The organism is Burkholderia plantarii (assembly GCF_001411805.1).
GTDB lineage: Bacteria > Pseudomonadota > Gammaproteobacteria > Burkholderiales > Burkholderiaceae > Burkholderia > Burkholderia plantarii.
On record NZ_CP007212.1, the window covers coordinates 3,239,704 to 3,255,885 of the forward strand.

Below are 16,182 nucleotides of genomic sequence, written 5' to 3' on the forward strand. Positions count from 1 at the left end.
CGGCAATCGGCCCGAGCCGGAGCCGACCGAGCCAGCGGATACCACCGCGCCCTCTTTCCGACCCCATGACCAGCGATTCGAATTTCGACGTCAACCGCGTGCGCAGCTATCTCGAGGCGCTGCAAACCCGCATCGCCGACGCGCTCGGCGCGTTCGACGGCACCCCGCTCGCCAGCCACACCTGGCAGCGCGGGCCGCAGGAGCGACTGCGCGGCGGCGGCTGCACGCGCATCCTCGAGAACGGCCGGTTCTTCGAACGCGCCGGGATCGGCTTCTCGGCCGTGGCCGGCGACGCGCTGCCGCCGTCGGCGAGCGCGGCGCGCCCGCAGCTCGCGGGGCGCGGCTTCGAGGCGCTCGGCGTGTCGCTGGTGCTGCATCCGCGCAATCCGTACTGCCCGACCGTCCACATGAACGTGCGCATGTTCGTGGCGACCCGGGCCGGCGAGGCGCCGGTGTTCTGGTTCGGCGGCGGCATGGACCTGACGCCGTTCTATCCCGACGAGGACGACGCGCGCCATTTCCATCGCGCCTGCCGCGACGCGCTCGCGCCGTTCGGCGCCGAACTCTATCCGCGCTACAAGCAGTGGTGCGACGAGTACTTCTTCCTCAAGCACCGCAACGAGACGCGCGGCATCGGCGGGATCTTCTTCGACGATCTGTCGGAGCCCGGCTTCGAGCGCTCGTTCGCGTTGATGCAAAGCGTCGGCGACGCGTTCGTCGGCGCCTACCTGCCGATCGTCGAGCGCCACCGCGACACGCCTTACGGCGAGCGCGAGCGCGACTTCCAGGCCTACCGGCGCGGCCGCTACGTCGAGTTCAACCTGGTGTTCGACCGCGGCACGCTGTTCGGCCTGCAAAGCGGCGGACGCACCGAGTCGATCCTGATGTCGATGCCGCCCGCCGCGAGCTGGCGCTACGACTGGCAGCCCGAGCCGGGCACGCCCGAGGCGCGCCTCGGCGAATTCCTGGTGCCGCGCGAATGGCTGTGAGCCGCCCGCCGGCGTCCCCGGACGCCGGCCCCGACCCGAAAGGACGCGTTCTGGATACTCAAGCCCGACCAACCCCGCTGGCGCGCCGCATCGGCATCCTCGGCGGCACGTTCGACCCGATCCACGACGGCCATCTGGCGCTCGCGCGGCGTTTCGCCGGCGAACTCGCGCTGACCGAACTCGTGCTGCTGCCGGCCGGCCAGCCGTACCAGAAGCGCGACGTGTCGGCCGCCGAGCACCGGCTCGCGATGACGCGCGCCGCCGCGCCGTCGCTCGACCTGCCCGGCGTGGCCGTGACCGTGGCCACCGACGAGATCGAACACGACGGCCCGACCTACACGGCCGAGACGCTCACGCGCTGGCGCGAGCGCGTCGGCCCCGACGCGTCGCTGTCGCTCGTGATCGGCGCCGACCAGCTGGTGCGGCTCGACACCTGGCGCGACTGGCGCCTGCTGTTTTCGCTCGCGCACGTCTGCATCGCCACGCGGCCCGGCTTCGACCTGACCGCCGCCTCGCCCGCCGTGGCGGCCGAGATCGCGCCGCGCCGCGCCGAGGCCGCCGCGTTGCAAGCAAGCCCCGCCGGCCACGTGCTGGTGGACACCACGCTCGCGTTCGACATCGCCGCGACCGACATCCGTGCGCACCTGCGCGAATGCATCGCGCGCCGTGCCCGGGTACCCGACGCGGAGGCCGAGCACGTGCCCGCCGCCGTCTGGAACTATATTCTTCAACATCGTCTCTACCATCCCTGACATGGATATCCGCAAACTGCAGCGTGTGATCGTCGACGCCCTCGAAGACGTCAAGGCGCAAGACATCAAGGTGTTCAACACCAGCCATCTGACCGAACTGTTCGACCGCGTGATCGTCGCGAGCGGCACGTCCAACCGCCAGACCAAGGCGCTCGCCTCGAACGTGCGCGAGCAGGTGAAGGCCGCCGGCGGCGACGTCGTCAGCTCCGAGGGCGAGGACACCGGCGAATGGGTGCTGGTCGACTGCGGCGACGCCGTGGTCCACATCCTGCAGCCGGCGCTGCGCCAGTACTACAACCTCGAGGAGATCTGGGGCGACAAGCCGGTGCGCATGAAGCTCGGCGGCAGCACCGGCGGCATCGCGCACGCCTCCGGCGACGACGACGGCAGCGACGAGGACAACGCCCCCGCCGCGCGCACCACCGCCCGCAAGACGCCCGCGCGGCGCCGTTGAGCACGGCTGCGCCGTTGCCGTCGCGCCCACGCGCTGAAGTCACGCCATGAAGCTGCACATCGTCGCGGTCGGCCACAAGATGCCCGGCTGGGTATCCGCCGGTTTCGACGAATACGCGAAGCGGATGCCGCCCGAGCTGCGGCTCGAGCTGCGCGAGATCAAGCCCGAACTGCGCTCGGGCGGCCGCAGCGCCGAGAGCGTGATGGCGGCCGAGAAGACGAGGATCGAGGCCGCGCTGCCGAAAAATGCACGCGTGGTCGCGCTCGACGAGCGCGGCCGCGACTGGACCTCGATGCAGCTCGCGCAGGCGCTGCCCGGCTGGCAGCAGGACGGCCGCGACGTCGCGTTCGTGATCGGCGGCGCCGACGGGCTCGACCCGGAACTGAAGGCGCGCGCCGACCTGCTGCTGCGGATCTCCAGCCTCACGCTGCCGCACGGCATGGTGCGCGTGCTGCTGGCCGAGCAGCTTTACCGCGCGTGGAGCATCACGCAGAATCATCCCTACCACCGAGCATGACGCGCCGCGTTCGCGACGCCGTCATGCTGCCACCGAGAACCCTGACGATGTCCGACCGCCTCCTGCCCGATTCGACCTATCCGTTCGTCTATCTCGCCTCGCAGAGCCCGCGCCGGCAGGAGCTGCTGCGCCAGCTCGGGGTGAGCTTCGAGCTGCTGCTGCCGCGCCCCGACGAGGACGCCGAGGCGCTCGAGGCCGAGCTGCCCGGCGAGTTGCCCGAGGACTACGTGGTGCGCGTGTGCGCCGCCAAGGCCGACGCGGCGCGCGCGCGGCTCGTGACCAGCGCGCTGCCCGCCGCACCCGTGCTGGTGGCCGACACCACCGTCGCGGTGGACGGCGCGATCCTCGGCAAGCCCGCTTCCGCCGACGACGCGCTCTCGATGCTCGCGCGCCTGGCCGGCCGCAAGCACGAGGTGCTGACCGCGCTGGCCGTGGTCGACGCCGACGGCAAGCCGCTGATGCCCGCGCTGTCGCGCTCCGTCGTACAGTTCGGGCCGGTCACCGCCGACGCGCTGGCGCGCTACGTGGCGAGCGGCGAGCCGTTCGGCAAGGCCGGCGCCTACGCGATCCAGGGCCGCGCGGCCGAGTTCGTCGAGCGGATCGACGGATCGCATTCGGGTATCATGGGTCTGCCCCTTTTTGAGACCGCCGCGCTGCTGCGCGCGGCGCGCGTCGCCTTCTGAGCCCACCATGAACGAAGAAATCCTGATCAACATCACGCCGCAGGAAACGCGGGTCGCGCTCGTGCAGCAAGGCGCGGTACAGGAGCTTCACGTCGAGCGTACGCTGTCGCGCGGGCGCGTCGGCAACATCTATCTCGGCAAAGTAGTGCGCGTGCTGCCGGGCATGCAGTCGGCGTTCATCGACATCGGCCTGGAGCGCGCCGCGTTCCTGCACGTGGCCGACATCTGGCAGCCGCGGCCGCCCGGCGACCCGCACGCGAGCGTGCCGCATCCGCCGATCGAGAAGACCGTGTTCGAAGGCCAGACGCTGATGGTGCAGGTGATCAAGGACCCGATCGGCACCAAGGGCGCGCGGCTGTCGACGCAGGTCAGCATTGCCGGGCGCACGCTCGTCTACCTGCCGCAGGAGCCGCACATCGGCATCTCGCAGAAGATCGAGAGCGAGGCCGAGCGCGAGGCCGTGCGCGCGCGGCTGACCGCCGTGATTCCGCCCGAGGAGAAAGGCGGCTACATCGTGCGGACCATCGCCGAGGACGCCACGGCCGAGGAGCTCGGCGCCGACGTCGCCTACCTGCGCAAGACCTGGACCACCATCGTCGCGCAGGCGCAGCGGCTGCCGGCCACCAGCCTGCTCTATCAGGACCTCGACCTCGCGCAGCGCGTGCTGCGCGACTTCGCCAACGACGACACCAGCAAGATCCAGGTCGATTCGCGCGAGACCTTCGCGCGGCTCTCGACCTTCGCCACCGAGTTCACGCCGGCCGTCAGCGCGCGCCTGCACCACTACACCGGCGAGCGGCCGCTATTCGACCTCTACAGCATCGAGACCGAGATCCAGCGCGCGCTGTCGCGGCGCGTGGACCTGAAGTCGGGCGGCTACCTGATGATCGACCAGACCGAGGCGATGACGACGATCGACGTCAACACCGGCGGTTACGTCGGCGCGCGCAACTTCGACGACACGATCTTCAAGACCAACCTGGAAGCCGCGCATACGATCGCGCGACAGCTGCGGCTGCGCAATCTGGGCGGGATCATCATCATCGACTTCATCGACATGGAGAACGCCGAGCATCGCGAGGCCGTGCTCGGCGAGTTGAAGAAGGCGCTCTCGCGCGACCGCACGCGCGTGACGGTGAACGGGTTCTCGCAACTGGGGCTGGTGGAGATGACGCGCAAGCGCACGCGCGAATCGCTCGCCCACGTGCTGTGCGAGCCCTGCTCGGTCTGCATGGGCAAGGGGCAGGTGAAGACTTCGCGGACGGTTTGCTATGACGTGCTGCGCGAGATTTTGCGGGAGTCGCGGCAGTTCAATCCGCGCGAGTTTCGCGTGATTGCTTCGCAACAGGTGATCGATTTGTTTCTCGACGAGGAGTCGCAGCATCTGGCGATGCTGATCGATTTCATCGGCAAGCCGGTGTCGCTGCAGGTGGAGTCGAATCTGAGTCAGGAGCAGTACGATATCGTGCTGATGTAGGGGCGTTTCATCGACTCGCGCAACCCGCCACGCCTCGCCAGCGCGCCGATTCCGCCCGTATCCCGCCGACTCCGGCGAGACGAAGAGGCGGGCGACCCCGGCCGCGATATCGAATGCCACGCCCTCTTTCACGGCATTGGCGTCCCAACAGAATGTTGCAATTCCCGCCGTCGCCGCTCCCGCCCCGCCTCACCTAAAATACAGCCTGAAGGACACGCCGACCGACCCGGCGCGCGACCCGCGCGCGCCGTCCGCGGCGACACGGAGGCCATCATGCCGGCAGCAACCGAGGTCCCGATCCAGCTCGATCCGATCCCCTGCGAGGGCTACGAGATCCACGTCACCGTCCAGCCCGCGCGCGCCATCGCGAACCGTTACACCTACGTCGCCTATCTCTGCCGCCCCGGCGCCAGCGCCGGATTGCCCGGCCAGACCGTGCCGTTCCATCCGAACGGCGAGGAAAGCTTCGCGTCGGTCGACGAAGCCGCGCGCGACGCGAAGCGCGTCGGCGCCATGATCGTCGACGGCTCGCATCGCAACCTGTCGGTGCAGTCGCTCGCCAGACCAGGCGCCTGAAACGGCTCGATCCCTACAGCCTGAAAGACAAGACCCGGCACCGCGCTGCCGCCCAGGCTAACCACGCCCGGCGGCAGCCCCACAGTCGGCCGTCTCCGGCACGCCCCGCCTCGCACGCACGACGAAGCGCTGCGATACCACCAGCGCCGCGAACGCCGCCATCGTCAGCAAAGCCGACACCGGCGCCAGCGCAGCCAGCCCCACCTGATCGGCCACCCGCCCGCCAAGCGCGGCGCCGAGCGAAATCCCGAGAAAGATCCCCGACGAATTCAGCGCGATCACCATGCCGCGATAGTCGGGCTCGAGCGCCACCACGCGGCGCAACTGCGACGGATAAAACAGATCCTGCATCAGCGCCCAGACCACCAGCAGCGCCAGCAACATCGCCTGCCGCGCCGCATCGCGCCAGCCCGCCACGCCGAGCAGCGCGATCGCGACGAACACCGCCACCATCGTCCCCATCACGATCCACAGCAAACGCTCGGCCGAATAACGCAGCGACACGCGCTGCGCCACGAGATTGCCGACGATCCCCGTGACCCCGAACACCAGCAGCGCGGCCCCGCCCTGCGCGGCGCTCGCACCGAAGCGCAGCGCAACGAGCGGCAGGATCAGCGTGTAGGTCGCGAAGAACGCGGCCGTCTGCAGCACGATCACGGCGAGCCCGGTCGCGGTGCCCGGGCGCATCACGAGGCGCGCGAGCGCCGCGGGCCGCATCCGCTCGCCGCGTGAATCGTCATGCATCGTCGTCACGATCCAGGCGGCGCTGCCGGCCGCGATCGCCGCCAGCGCGACGAACACGGCGCGCCAGCCAAACGCGTGGGCCAGCGCGGCGGCCAGCGGCGCGGCGATCACGCTCGACAGCGTCACGCCGACGAACACGACCGCGAGCGCCTTGCCGCGTCGCTCGACCGGCGTGATCCCGGCGCCGATCGCGTTCGCGAGCGGGCTGACGGCGGCCGCGCCGAGGCCCGCCACGATCCGCGTCGCCAGCAGCCAGCCAAAGCCGTTCGCGGCGGCGCCGGCGAGCGTGGCGGCGATCAGCGTCGCCAGCCCGGCCAGCAGCAGCGCGCGGCGCCGCGCATGGCCGGCGAGCATCTGCAGCAGCGGCGCGCCGAGCGCGAACGCGATCGAGAACGCGCTCATCAGCAGCGCCGCGCGCCCGGGCGAGATCCGCCAGGCGCCGGCCAGCGCCGGCAGCGCGCCGACCACGCCATACGACATCGCCCCCACCGCGAAATTGGCGCTGGCCAGCGCGCGCAGCGCGTGCCGCTCGGGTTCCGGAGTGTCCATCGCCGATTGCCCTCCTGTTCGCTATCGGTCGCGGCGCGTCCGCCGCGCCGAGGCGACAGTCTGCGTCGCGGCTTGGTATATTTGAAATCGATTGTTGATATGGGAGCCATCCAAATGCCGGATACGTTACCGACGCTACGCGGCGCCGATCTCGCGCTGCTCGCCTCGCTCGACGTGCTGCTGGACGAGGCCAACGTCACGCGCGCGGCCGAGCGGCTGCACCTGAGCCAGCCGGCGCTGTCGGCCCAGCTCGCGCGGCTGCGCGAACTGACGGGCGACGCGCTGCTGGTGCCGGCCCGGCACGGCCGCGGCATGACGCCGACGGCCCGCGCGCTGGCGATCCGCGATCCGCTGCGCGCCGCGCTGCAGGGTGTGCAGGCGGCGCTCGCGCACGGCGCCGGCTTCGATCCCGCCCACGACGCGCGCACGTTCCGGATCCTCGCGAGCGACAACGGGTTCGTGATGGCGGGCGTCGACCTGGTGCGGCGCGTGGCGGATCGCGCGCCGAACCTGCGCCTGGCGTTCCGCACGGTGCCGGCCGACACGTTCGGCAGCTGGCTCGACAAGGGCGCGGCCGACCTGCTGATCGCCGCCGATTTCGCGATTCCGGCCAGCCTGCGCTCGCGCGCGCTGTTCCATGAGCGCTACGTGATGGCCCAGCGCAAGGGCCACCCGCGCGGACTCGCGCCGCCCGATCTCGACGCCTACTGCGCGCTGCGCCACGTGCTCGTGTCGGGCGACGGCGGCGGCTTCCACGGCTTCATGGACGACGTGCTGGCACGCACGGGACACCGGCGCAGGGTGGCCGTGTCGGTCCAGCACTACCATCTCGCGCCGCTGGTGCTGGAGGCGACCGACTACGTCTGCGCGCTGCCCGAACGCTTCCTGCGCCGATTCGCCGACCGGCTCGACCTGCTGCCGCTGCCTGTCGAGGTGGGCGGCTTCGTGCTCGGCGCGGCCTGGCATCCACGTGACGAGGCGAACGCCGCGCATCGCTGGCTGCGCGAGCAGCTGTTCGCGGCGGCCGAGCCGCCGGCTGGCGATGAAACCGGCACCGGCACCGGCACCGAACCGGCCTGACCCGCAAGCCCCCGCGAACGCCGGGGCGGCAGCCGGCCATCAAGCCGATCGCCACGCCGCGCGCGCTCCCCTACAATCACTGGCTCGCCGCCCCTGCAGGAGCCCGCATGACACGCGATCTCGGCCTCGAGGAAGTGCTGAACGACGAACTGCGCGACGAGGCGTGGATCACGGGCCGCGCCATGTTCGGCGGCTGGGCCTGGCTCGCCGACGGCAACCTGCTCTGCGCGGCGCGTCATGACGGCATGCTGGTGCGGCTCGGCAAGGGCAACGACGGCTGGGCGGTGGCGATGCCGGGCATCGAGCCGATGCGCAACGGCGGCCGGCCGATGACGGGCTGGGTCTGGGTCTCGCCGGACCGCTGCGCGCAGGACGCGCTACGGCGGCGCCTGCTCGACGCGGCGCTCGCGTTCGTGCGGACGCTGCCGCCGAAATGAGACGCTGAGGCGCCCGGCGGCCCCGCCTCCGCCACGGGATTCCGCGCCGGCCGCCAGTTCGAGGCGGCCCGGTTGCGCCGATTTCATCGGCGCGGCGCGCGCACAGGTTACACTCTGGCCCTGCGCGATGCCGCCGGCGGCATCAGCCATCAATCGCCGCAGTGCCGCATCCGCGGCCTGCCCCGGCCCATGGAGTCCCAGTTGATGAGCGGCGGCCTTCCGCGTCTAGCAATCCGTTTCCCGAAATTAGTCGCCTCCGCGGCGCCTCTCGTCACCGCGCTCGCCGCGACGCTCGCGTTGTCGGGCTGCGCGCTGTTCCAGGCGCCGCAGCGGCCCGCGCCGATCGTCGACGCGGCTGTCGAAACGCTCGACGAGGAAGGGCTGCCGGTCGCCACGCCGGAGCCCGCCTCCGAGGTCGAGGCGCCCGAGGACACCGACACCCAGAAGAAGCCGCACCGCGAGGCGCCGCGCCCGCGCGTGGTCAAGCGCGCGGCTCCGCCGCCGCCTCCGCCGCCCCCGCCGCCGCCGCCCCCGCCGCTGATCCAGACCCGCACGATCGAGCGCAACCAGGTGCATTCGCTGCTCGACAGCGAGGTGCGCCGCCGCGACGGCAAGATGATCGGCCGCGCCGTGGACATGATCGCGGACGCGGGCGGCAAGCCGGACCGCATGATCGTGAACCTGCAGGGCTTCCTCGGCGTCGGCGACCGCAAGGTCAGTTTCCCGTGGCGGCTGTTCCGCTTCACGCCGGGCGGGCGCGAGCAGCCGATCCTGCTCGACGTGCCGTCGGGCACGCTGCCGCCCGCCGACCGGCCGAAGGCCGTGTCGCTGAGCGGCACCTCGCACGCGGGTGAAACGCCGGGGACCATCGCGATGGTCGACGCCGACGTCGAGCGCAGCAACGGCAGCGAGGTCGGCCGCATCGTCGACGTGCTGATCGATCGTGACGCGCAGCCGCAGGCGGTCGTGCTCGACCTGGGCGGCCTCGTGAATCCGGACCGGCGCACCATCGCCGCGAGCTGGTCGGCGCTGCGCTTCGCGCCGAAGGACAAGTCGCTGCGCGCGCTGCTCGACCTGTCCGAGGCGCAGCTGAAGGCGGCGCCGCCCTATGCGGCCGACAAACCGGTGATCGCCGTGTCGCCGGCCGCCTCGCCGCCGGCGAGCCCGGCGTCCAGCGCGGGAACCAGCCGATGACGGTACGCCATACGGTCAGCCTCCGCAGCCTGCGCGCCCTCGACTGGGTCAATTTCTTCGTCGCGAACGTGCAGACGGGCTTCGGCCCGTTCATCGCCTCCTATCTCGCCTCGCACAAGTGGACGCAGGGCGAGATCGGACTCGTGCTGTCGATCGGCACCATCAGCGCGATGGTCAGCCAGGTGCCGGGCGGCGCCGCCGTCGACGCGCTGAAGAACAAGAAGGGCGCCGCGGCCTGGGCGATCATCGCGATCATCCTGTCGGCGGTGCTGCTCGCCACCAGCCCGACCATCGTGCCGGTGATCGCGGCCGAGGTGTTCCACGGCTTCGCGAGCTGCATGCTGGTGCCGGCGATGGCGGCGATCTCGTTCTCGCTGGTGGGCCGTGCGAACCTCGGCGACCGGCTCGGGCGCAACGCGCGCTGGGCCTCGATCGGCAGCGCGGTGGCCGCGGGCCTGATGGGGCTGACGGGCGAATACGTATCGGCACGCGCGGTGTTCTGGCTGACGGCCGCGCTCGCGCTGCCGGCGCTGGTCGCGCTCTCGATGATCCAGCCGACCCACACGATCGCGCCGCCGCCGGGCAGCCGCCCGCGCGCCGCGAACGCCGACGGCGAAGCGCGCGAGACGATCTTCGACCTGCTGCGCGACCGGCGCATGCTGGTGTTCGCCGCCTGCGTGGTGCTGTTCCACCTGTCGAACGCGGCGATGCTGAACCTCGCGGCCGGCGAAGTGACGGCCGGCATGGGCGACAACGTGCAACTCGTGATCGCGGCCTGCATCATCGTCCCGCAGGCGATCGTGGCGATGCTCTCCCCCTGGGTGGGCCGCTCCGCGCAGCGCTGGGGGCGCCGGCCGATCCTGCTGCTCGGCTTCTCGGCGCTGCCGGTGCGCGCGCTGCTGTTCGCGGGCGTCGGCAGCCCGTACCTGCTGGTGCCGGTACAGATGCTCGACGGCATCAGCGCGGCCGTGTTCGGCGTGATGCTGCCGCTGATCGCCGCCGACGTGGCGGGCGGCAAGGGCCGCTACAACCTCTGTATCGGCCTGTTCGGGCTCGCGGCCGGCATCGGCGCGACGCTGAGCACCTCGCTCGCCGGCTTCGCGGCCGACCACTTCGGCAACACCATGAGCTTCTTCGGGCTCGCGGCGGCGGGTGCGCTGGCCGTGCTGCTGGTGGCGCTGGCGATGCCGGAGACACGCGACGCCGGGCTCGGCGACGAGCAGGCTCAGGCGGACACGCCGCCCGAGGCGTCGGATCCTCCCGATTCACCTGATTCGCCCGATTCGTCCGGCAAGCCGCCCCGAGCCGCCTGACGCGAGCATGATGGACCCGATCCGCACGCTCCACGACACGCGCCGCGACATCCAGCAATCGCTGCTCGCGCTGTTCAAGGGCATGTCGCTGCGCCAGCGCGCGGCGCAAGGGGCCATGATGGCGCTGCAGGCGGTGTGCGGCGCGTGCCTGGCCTACGGCATCGGCCGCGCGCTGCACTCGGAGCAGGCCGTATGGGCGGCGGTGACGGCCATCGCGGTCACCCAGCACCAGTATTCAGACACGATGAACCTGTCACGCGACCAGTTCGTCGGCGCGATGGTGGGCGGCGTGCTCGGCTTCGCCGGCGCCGCGCTCGGCGGCACGCATTTTCCCGCTCACCTGCTCGCCTACGCCGTCACGATCGCGGCGACGATCGTGATCTGCTGGTGCCTCGACGTGGGCAGCGCCGCGCGCCTGGGCGGCGTGACCGCCACCATCGTGCTGCTGTTTCCGGGCAACGGTCCGCTGTGGGACATCCCGCTGATCCGGCTCGGCGAGGTCACGCTCGGCACGGTTTGCGCGATGGTGGTCTGCGCGCTGCTGACGTGGCTCGAGCGCCACTGGTGGGCGCGCGGGCGCCGCGCGGCCGACCGGACGCGGGCGAATCGCCCGGACGCCGCGACCGATGCGAAACCGCCGGCCTCGGCGCCCGAACCCTCCGATCCCCCCTCGCGCTGAACGAAGACCGAAGCACCGCGCGACGCCCCGCCGATGCAAACATGCCCGCTTGCGCGGGCATGTTTTACAGCAAGCCGGATTCCCGGCCATGGTGGTCAGACCGCGACCGGCACCGACAGGCACCGCCCGCTAACCGCCCTCAGGGGCCGACGCGCAGCACCACGCCGTTCCCGATCTGCACCAGCAGGTAATCGCCGCCGATGCCAACCCAGTGATAGCCGCGCGGCGGCGGCGCCAGGTTGTAGGCGCGCCAGTCGTCGACGACGTATTGACGGTCCCAGTACTCGCGCGGGAGCCGGTCGCCGCGGTGCCAGTCACGATGGCCTTCGATGAAGCCGCCGGGCGGCTCGTCGCGCGGGCCGCCGGGATGGCCGGCCGGGCCGCCATGGCCGGGGCGCGGCGCATGGTGCGGGTCCGGGCCGCCGGGGCCGCCGGGGCCGCCCGGATGGCCGGGGCCGGGGCCGCCGGAATGACCCGGGCCGCCCGGGCCGGGGCCGTGGTCGCCACCATGCGGCGGTTGCTGAGCGAGCGCGAGCGACGATCCGAGCGAACCGGCCAGCAGCAGCGCGAGCAGCAAGCGAGACGTCTTCATGTGTTTTCTCCCAGATTGACCGGCCGATCCGTCAGCCGGTTCGGAGAGACTAGCATGGGGACGGATGCGGCGAGCCAAATCGAGACCGTGCCGGCGCCGCCCGGAACGGCGGGCGCCGGCACGGATCAGGCGGCCTGCTGCTGGAACTGGATCCGGTGCAGATGCGCGTAGAGCCCGCCGCGGCGCAGCAGTTCCTCGTGGCTGCCTTCCTCGGCGATCCGGCCGGCCTCGAGCACGAGAATCCGGTCCGCGCGCTCGATGGTCGAGAGCCGGTGCGCGATCACGAGCGTGGTGCGCCCTTCCATCAGCCGCTCGAGCGCGGCCTGCACGTGCCGTTCAGACTCGGAGTCGAGCGCCGAGGTGGCCTCGTCGAGAATCAGGATCGGCGCGTCCTTGTAGATCGCGCGCGCGATCGCGAGCCGCTGGCGCTGGCCGCCCGACAGGCGCATGCCGTTGCCGCCGACCAGCGTGTCGAGCCCGTCCGGCATCGCCGCCACCGTGTCCGCCAGGTTCGCGGCCTCGAGCGCGGCCTGCACGCGCTCGCGGTCGGGCGTGCCGCCGTAGGCGACGTTCGCCGCGATCGTGTCGTTGAACAGCACGACGTCCTGGCTGACCATCGCGATCTGGTCGCGCAGGTCGTGGACGTCGTAGTCGTTGACGGGCACGCCGTCGACGAGGATCGCCCCGCCGGTCGGATCGAAGAAGCGCGGCAGCAGGTTCACGAGCGTCGACTTGCCGCCGCCCGACGGCCCGGCCAGCGCGACCATCTCGCCCGGCGCGACCTTGAACGCGATGCGGTCGAGCGTCGGCCGCTCGCTCGCGCCGTAGTCGAACGACACGTTGCGGTATTCGACCTCGCCGCGCGCATGCGCGACGCGCCGCCCACCGCCCTTCGGCTCGACCGGCTCGTCGATCAGCCCGAAGATCAGTTCGGCCGCGGTCATGCCGCGCTGCAGCGGCTGGTTCACGTCGATCAGGTGCTTGAGCGGCGAGATCACCAGCAGCATGGAGGTGACGAACGCGACGAAGCCGCCCACCGTGGTCTGGTCGTTGGCCGACTGCACGACCGCGATCGTGATCACGATCGCCAGCGCGATCGAGGCGAGGAACTGCGTGACCGGCTGCGCGAGCCCGCCCGAGATCGTCATGCGCATCGCGTAGCCGCGCAGGCGCTTGCTCATCTCCGTGAAGCGGCTGATCTCGTAGGATTCGCCGTTGTGGATCTTCACCACCTTGTAGCCGCCGACGGTCTCCTCGACGATGTACGACAGCTCGTTGGTGAGCGTCTGGTGCTCGCGGTTCAGCCGGCGCAGGCGCCGGTTGATCTTGCTGACCAGCCAGCCGATCCCGGGCAGGATCACCGCGACGATCAGCGTGAGCCGCCAGTTCAGGTAGAACAGGTAGGCGAGCAGGAACAACACCGTCATCGAGTCGCGCACCAGCGTGACCATCACGCCGGTCAGCACGCCGAGGATCTGGTTGACCTCGAACACGACCGCGTTGATCACGGTGCTGGCCGTTTCACGCATGAAGAACGACGCGCTCGTGTGGATCATGCGCTCGAACATCTCGAGGCGCAGCTTCAGCAGGATGCGGTTCGAGACGTAGTTGAGCAGGTAGTTCGAGGCGTATTGCGCGAAGCCGCGCACCAACGCCAGCCCGATGATCGCGGCCGGCACCAGCCACTTCGCGTTCTCGTTGCTGTGCGCGCCGAAACCGTGGTCGAGCAGCGGCCTGAGCATCGCGGGAATCCCCGCCTCGGTCGCGGCGACGATCCCCATCGAGAGGATCGCCAGCGCGAGGATGCCGACCAGCGGCTTGATGTAGGGCCACAGGCGCCGCAGCACCGCCTGCGGCGAAGTGGACCCGCTCGGGCCGATCGACTTGCGGAGTGAGTTCTGCGTTTCCAAGGACAATCTTTCTCCAGTGTGGCGCGATGCCGAATGGCGAGGCGGCACGGTGCCCGACGGCGAGGCGTCGCACGTCAAAATGGCGAAGTATTATAGCCCCTGCCCCCTGTGCCACCCCATGCCGGCCGGCAACGCGGCGCCGTCGTGCAGGCGGGCGGGTATACTCGCGCACACCTCCTGCCCCGCTTATCGTCTCCTCGCATGGCCGAACCCACCCTCGGCGTCGCGCTGATCGCGCTGAACGCCGCCGCCCGCCTGCCCGACTGTCTCGCCGCGCTCGGCTTCGCCGACGAAGTCGTGCTGATCGACGGCGGCAGCACCGATGCGACCGTCGAGATCGCGCAGGCACATGGCGCGCGCGTCGTGATCGAGCGCGAATGGCCCGGTTTCGGCCCGCAGAAGAATCGCGCGGTCGCGCAGTTGTCCACCGACTGGATCCTCTCGCTCGACACCGACGAAGTCGTCACGCCCGAGCTGGCCGCGTCGATCCGTGCCGCGATCCGCGCGCCCGCCGCCGACATCTACGCGATCGACCGGCTGTCGAGCTTCTGCGGCACCTGGATTCGCCACGGCGGCTGGTATCCGGACTGGATTCCACGCCTGTTCCGGCGCGGCACCGCGCGCTTCTCCGACGACCTGGTGCATGAGCGGCTGATCCACGACGGTCCGGCCGCGCGGCTCGCCGGCAAGCTGCTGCACTACTCCTACGAGGACTTCGAAGCGGTGCTGCGCAAGCTCGACAGCTATTCGAGCGCGGGCGCGCGGCAGCGTCACGCGGCCGGCCAGCGCGGCGGCTTCGGCAAGGCGCTCGGGCGCGGGCTGTGGGCCTTCGTGCGCACCTACGTGTTGCGGCGCGGCTTCCTCGACGGCCGCGCCGGCTTCATGATCGCGGTGTTCAACGCGGAAACGGTCTATTACCGGTTTCTCAAGCTCGGGGCGCGGGCGCAAAATCCAGCGCCCGGAAGAAATCCGGAAACCTGAGATCGGACGTCCCGTCATACCGACGCGAATGGTGTCGACTCGGCTCCTCATCGGCACCTCCTTGCACTGAAGATCCTGCACACCGCGGCAACCCAACCGCGCCACTTCGGGACGACGAACGCGGCACCACCTCCGGTACCACGACGCGACAGGCCACACGACACGCCCTCATCGCGGCAAATAATCTCTGAGACATTAGGTCACGTCACAGGTACAATGCGGGCCATCACCGAGCGCGTGGCGGAGCCGGTTCATTGCGCGCCGCCGGCTCCCAAGCTCCGCTTCCGAAGCTGGCCTTCATGTTCTCCATCATCATCCCGACCTGGAACAACCTGCCGTACCTGCAATGCGTGGTCGCGAGCCTGCGCCGCCATTCCGCCTACGAGCACCAGGTCATCGTCCACGTCAACGACGGTTCGGACGGCTCGCTCGACTGGGTCAGGCAGGAGGGCATCGAGCACACCGCGTCGCCGACCAACATCGGCATCTGCCACGCAGTCAATCTCGCGGCGGCGCGCGCCGCGCACGAGTACGTGGTCTACATGAACGACGACATGGCCGTCTGTCCCGGCTGGGACACCGCGCTCGCCCGGCGCGCCGCGGCCATGCCGACCGACCTGTTCATGCTGTCGGGCACGATGGTCGAGCCGGTCGACAGCGGCAACCCCTGCGTGGTGGTGCGTGACTTCGGCCGCGACGCGGCGGCGCTCGACCTCGACGCGCTCGCGGCCGCCACGCCGGACCTGCGGCGCGCCGACTGGATCGGCGCCACCTGGCCGCCGACGCTGGTGCGCCGCGACTGGTGGCATCGCGTGGGCGGCTACAGCAGCGAGCTGAGCCCGGGCATGAGCAGCGACAACGACCTGTCGATGAAGATGTGGGATGCCGGCTGCCGGATTTTCATCGGAGTCGGCGACAGCCTCGTCTATCACTTCCAGCAGAAGAGCACCGGCAAGGTCGTCAAGAACGACGGCCGCCGCCAGTTCCTCAACAAGTGGGGCATGACGCAGTCGACCTTCGACCGCTTCTACCTGCGCCGCGGCCAGCCGCTCGGCGCCACGCTCGCGCTGAGCGAGCCGGCCGTCGAAGGCCCCCTGAAGCGCGCGCTGCTGCGCTCGCGGATCAAGCGCGCCTTCTCCTGACACCGGCCGGGCCGCCGCCCGCTTCGAGCAGGCCGGCGGTTGCGCTACGACAACATGGCGTCACGTAGCGCCACGCGTCGGGCGCCGATTTGTCCCGGCCCGTGGTCGGTCGC

General features: G+C 70.8%; 17 protein-coding genes. 14 read left to right on the forward strand and 3 right to left on the reverse strand.

Features of this window, described 5'->3' with window-relative positions:
* The first annotated feature begins 65 nt into the window (after positions 1-65).
* From hemF to bpln_RS13875, 7 genes are all read left to right on the forward strand, one after another.
* Positions 66-989 (forward strand): oxygen-dependent coproporphyrinogen oxidase, encoded by a 924-nt coding sequence (hemF, locus tag bpln_RS13845; RefSeq protein WP_042625641.1) that lies wholly within the window; start codon positions 66-68, stop codon positions 987-989.
* Positions 980-1,741, forward strand: a complete 762-nt coding sequence (locus tag bpln_RS13850) for a nicotinate-nucleotide adenylyltransferase (RefSeq protein WP_082465288.1) — start codon at positions 980-982, stop codon at positions 1,739-1,741. The genes hemF and bpln_RS13850 overlap by 10 nt, the downstream gene beginning before the upstream one ends.
* A gap of 1 nt (position 1,742) precedes the next feature.
* Positions 1,743-2,195, forward strand: coding sequence for a ribosome silencing factor (gene rsfS, locus bpln_RS13855; RefSeq protein WP_055139074.1), 453 nt, complete (start codon positions 1,743-1,745; stop codon positions 2,193-2,195).
* Between the two features lie 46 nt (positions 2,196-2,241).
* Complete coding sequence (rlmH, locus tag bpln_RS13860) at positions 2,242-2,712, forward strand: 23S rRNA (pseudouridine(1915)-N(3))-methyltransferase RlmH (RefSeq protein WP_042625643.1); 471 nt, start codon at positions 2,242-2,244, stop codon at positions 2,710-2,712.
* Between the two features lie 47 nt (positions 2,713-2,759).
* Positions 2,760-3,395, forward strand: a complete 636-nt coding sequence (locus bpln_RS13865) for a Maf family protein (RefSeq protein ID WP_055139534.1) — start codon at positions 2,760-2,762, stop codon at positions 3,393-3,395.
* Between the two features lie 7 nt (positions 3,396-3,402).
* Entirely contained in the window at positions 3,403-4,872 is a 1,470-nt protein-coding gene (gene rng / locus bpln_RS13870) for a ribonuclease G (RefSeq protein WP_055139075.1), read from the forward strand.
* A gap of 273 nt (positions 4,873-5,145) precedes the next feature.
* Positions 5,146-5,448, forward strand: a complete 303-nt coding sequence (locus bpln_RS13875) for a hypothetical protein (protein WP_042625647.1) — start codon at positions 5,146-5,148, stop codon at positions 5,446-5,448.
* Between the two features lie 57 nt (positions 5,449-5,505).
* Here the strand turns inward: bpln_RS13875 and bpln_RS13880 are convergent, their stop codons facing one another.
* Positions 5,506-6,741 (reverse strand): MFS transporter, encoded by a 1,236-nt coding sequence (locus tag bpln_RS13880; protein WP_055139076.1) that lies wholly within the window; start codon positions 6,739-6,741, stop codon positions 5,506-5,508.
* A gap of 114 nt (positions 6,742-6,855) precedes the next feature.
* On the opposite strand from bpln_RS13880, the gene bpln_RS13885 reads away from it, so the two are divergent.
* The 5 genes from bpln_RS13885 (at position 6,856) to bpln_RS13905 (ending at position 11,444) form a co-directional block, all read left to right on the forward strand.
* Positions 6,856-7,821, forward strand: coding sequence for a LysR family transcriptional regulator (locus bpln_RS13885; protein WP_055139077.1), 966 nt, complete (start codon positions 6,856-6,858; stop codon positions 7,819-7,821).
* Positions 7,822-7,928: 107 nt separating this feature from the next.
* Positions 7,929-8,258 carry a TfoX/Sxy family protein gene (locus bpln_RS13890; protein ID WP_042625650.1) on the forward strand — a complete coding sequence of 110 codons (330 nt, stop codon included), beginning with the start codon at positions 7,929-7,931 and terminating at the stop codon, positions 8,256-8,258.
* A gap of 204 nt (positions 8,259-8,462) precedes the next feature.
* Positions 8,463-9,452: a PRC-barrel domain-containing protein gene (locus bpln_RS13895; RefSeq protein WP_055139535.1), complete on the forward strand. Its 990-nt coding sequence runs from the start codon at positions 8,463-8,465 to the stop codon at positions 9,450-9,452.
* Complete coding sequence (locus tag bpln_RS13900) at positions 9,449-10,765, forward strand: MFS transporter (RefSeq protein WP_042625651.1); 1,317 nt, start codon at positions 9,449-9,451, stop codon at positions 10,763-10,765. Before bpln_RS13895 ends, bpln_RS13900 begins: the two co-directional genes overlap by 4 nt.
* A 10-nt stretch (positions 10,766-10,775) precedes the next feature.
* Positions 10,776-11,444: an FUSC family protein gene (locus tag bpln_RS13905; RefSeq protein WP_082465335.1), complete on the forward strand. Its 669-nt coding sequence runs from the start codon at positions 10,776-10,778 to the stop codon at positions 11,442-11,444.
* Between the two features lie 139 nt (positions 11,445-11,583).
* Here the strand turns inward: bpln_RS13905 and bpln_RS13910 are convergent, their stop codons facing one another.
* Together bpln_RS13910 and msbA are read right to left on the reverse strand one after the other, a co-directional pair.
* Positions 11,584-12,036: an RcnB family protein gene (locus bpln_RS13910; RefSeq protein ID WP_055139078.1), complete on the reverse strand. Its 453-nt coding sequence runs from the start codon at positions 12,034-12,036 to the stop codon at positions 11,584-11,586.
* Between the two features lie 125 nt (positions 12,037-12,161).
* Positions 12,162-13,946 (reverse strand): lipid A export permease/ATP-binding protein MsbA, encoded by a 1,785-nt coding sequence (gene msbA, locus bpln_RS13915; RefSeq protein ID WP_042625653.1) that lies wholly within the window; start codon positions 13,944-13,946, stop codon positions 12,162-12,164.
* 201 nt (positions 13,947-14,147) lie between these two features.
* Here msbA and bpln_RS13920 point away from each other — a divergent pair, with 201 nt between their 5' ends.
* Both bpln_RS13920 and bpln_RS13925 read left to right on the forward strand, forming a co-directional pair.
* A complete protein-coding gene (locus bpln_RS13920; RefSeq protein WP_055139079.1) occupies positions 14,148-14,927 on the forward strand; it encodes a glycosyltransferase family 2 protein in 780 nt (259 codons plus the stop codon).
* A 299-nt stretch (positions 14,928-15,226) separates the two neighbouring features.
* On the forward strand, positions 15,227-16,069 hold the full coding sequence (locus tag bpln_RS13925; RefSeq protein WP_055139536.1) for a glycosyltransferase family 2 protein: 843 nt from the start codon (positions 15,227-15,229) through the stop codon (positions 16,067-16,069).
* Positions 16,070-16,182 lie beyond the last annotated feature (113 nt).